General features: G+C 67.3%; 2 protein-coding genes. Both read right to left on the minus strand.

All coding sequences use genetic code 11. The features are described 5' to 3' along the window. Nucleotides 1-61: 61 nt before the first annotated feature. Nucleotides 62-1264: a fatty acid desaturase family protein gene (locus DD1DGNOD_RS20790; RefSeq protein WP_131770880.1), complete on the minus strand. Its 1203-nt coding sequence runs from the start codon at nucleotides 1262-1264 to the stop codon at nucleotides 62-64. 70 nt (nucleotides 1265-1334) lie between these two features. Beyond that, on the minus strand, nucleotides 1335-2421 hold a 1087-nt coding region (locus DD1DGNOD_RS20795; protein ID WP_430827845.1), incomplete at its 5' end, for a ferredoxin reductase.

Genomic DNA, 2421 nt, shown 5'->3' on the forward strand with positions numbered 1-2421 from the left:
TCAGAGCTTTAAGATCATCCAATGGCGCTTCGGTGCTTACCGTCGGACCCCGTTCACCGGCTCACCTGATGGCGTGCTCCTGAACCCTCGTGTGGTCGGCGGGACTGCCTACGCGGCGGCGCGGCGTGGGTACGGGCTTCCAGCCACGGTCAGGCGCGGCGGACACGGGCTCGGGCCGCGACGAGGCCGCGTCCGCGGATCGTGGCGTCGGCCCGGGGAGCGCCAGTCGGAAGATGCGCTTCCACACGCGTGTGCTTTGGCGCATCAGTGGCCCGGTGGTGTAGGCAAGCCCGAACCGTTCACACAGAGCACGCACCCGCGGCGCAACCTCGGCGTACCGATTGCTCGGCAGGTCGGGGAACAGGTGATGCTCGATCTGGAAGCTCAGGTTGCCGCTCATGATGTGGAGCAGCGGGCCGCCGTCGATGTTGGCCGAGCCCAGCAGCTGCCGCCGGTACCACTCGCCGCGGGTCTCCCCCTCGATCTGCTGCTCGGTGAAGACCTCGGTCCCGTCGGGGAAATGGCCGCAAAAGATAATCATATGCGCCCAGATGTTACGGGCCGCGTTGGCCGTGAGGTTGCCGAGCAGTACGGGCACAAAGGCGGGTCCGGCGAGCAATGGGAATGCTACATAGTCCTTGATTATCTGGCGTCGCGCTTTGCGCCAGACGCCCCGCAGCTGCCCCAACACCTCGTCCCAGCTCTTCTCACCGCGCAACGCCCGTTCGATCTCGGCGTCGTAGATCGCGATTCCCCACTCGAAGAACACCGCAAGTACCGCGTTGTAGAGCGGCTGGGCGAGGTAGATCGGATGCCACGGCTGCTCCGGGACGACCCGCATGGCGCTGAAGCCGATGTCGCGGTCCTTGCCGAGAACGTTGGTATAGGTGTGGTGCACGTAGTTGTGCGAGTGCTTCCACTGCTCGGCGGGGCTGGCCGAGTCCCACTCCCAGGTGGTGGAGTGGATCTCGGGATCGCGCATCCAGTCCCACTGCCCGTGCAGTACGTTATGACCGATTTCCATGTTATCCAGGATTTTGGCGGTGGCCAGCATCGCGGTGCCCGCCGCCCAGGCCGGTGGTAGGAGGGAGGCGAACAGTACAGTTCGGCCACCCGCCTCCAGGCTCCGCTGGATCGCGATCACCCGGCGGATGTAGCGCGCATCGTCCTCGCCCCGGCTCGCGATCACCTCGTCGCGGATCCGGTCCAGCTCATGGCCGAACTCCTCGATGTCACCCTCGCTGAGACGCGCGATCGTCGTCATCACTTCTGCCCCCGGTCTCCTCGGGCCACCGGCGGCGCGAGAAGAGCCACGATCGCGCCGCCTTCGGTCGCTACAGGTCGATCTCGACATCGCCGGCCGCGGCCGACACGCACATCTGGATAAGTTCTCCCTCGTCGCCGTGCTCCCTTCCGGTGCGCAGATCCCGTACACGACCCGACGCCAGCCGTGCCACGCAGCTGTAACAGATGCCCATCCGGCAGCCGCTCGGGACGAGGACACCCGCGTCCTCACCGACGGCCAGCAGCGGTGTGCCGCCGTCGGCGTCTGCCTCCCGCCTGCTCCTGGCGAAGCGGACCCGTCCACCGGCGCCTCCACCCGAGACCACCGCGGGACGGAAATGCTCAAGGTGCAGCCGGTTCGCGATCCCGGCCTGTCGCCAGTGCTCCTCGGCGTCGTCGAGCATCTCAGGGGGTCCGCAGGCCCAGACTTCCCGTGCGTACCAGTCGGGGCAGATCACAGGCAGCTCCGCCGTTGTGAACCGGCCGCGCGAACCGGTGCAGCCCACGCGCGTGTGGCGCTCGAACAGTCGCAGGCTCGGGAACCGTACTGCCATCTGCCGCAGCTCGACGCCGAAGATGACCTCGTCACGTGTGGGCGCGGAGTGCACCAGAACCACGTCCGGCATCTCGCCGCGTGCGGCGAGGCTGCGCAGCATCCCCATCACCGGCGTGATCCCACTGCCGGCGGTGAGGAACAGCAGCCGTGACCCGAGGAGCGTCCGCGGCAGAACGAAGTCGCCCTCCGGCTGGGCCAGGCGGACGGTCATGCCCGGTGTGGCCCGGCGTGCCAGGTATGAGGAGACAACTCCCTCCGGCACCGCCTTGACCGTGATCGTGATGTACCCGTCCGCGCGTTCCGGTGCCGAGGAGAGCGAGTAGCTGCGCCAGTGCCGTACGCCGTCGATGTCGACCCCGATCCGGACGTACTGACCCGCCCGATGCCCCCTCCAGCCCGGGCCAGGACGAATCACGAGGGTCGTCGCGTTTCTGGTTTCTGCCTGTACGGCCTTGACCCGGCCACGCAGCTCCCGGGTCGACCATAACGGATTGACCAGTCCGAGGTAGTCATCGGGCAACAGTGGCGTCGTCAGCCAGGCCGCAGTCTCCAACAGGCGCCGTCGGACACTTGACCTGCGT

The organism is Candidatus Protofrankia californiensis (genome assembly GCF_900634765.1).
GTDB lineage: Bacteria > Actinomycetota > Actinomycetes > Frankiales > Frankiaceae > Protofrankia > Protofrankia californiensis.

Coding starts and splice junctions, on each gene's coding strand:
- DD1DGNOD_RS20790 (WP_131770880.1), bottom strand. CDS start 1,264: ATGACGACGATCGCGCGTCTCAGCGAGGGTGACATCGAGGAGTTCGGC.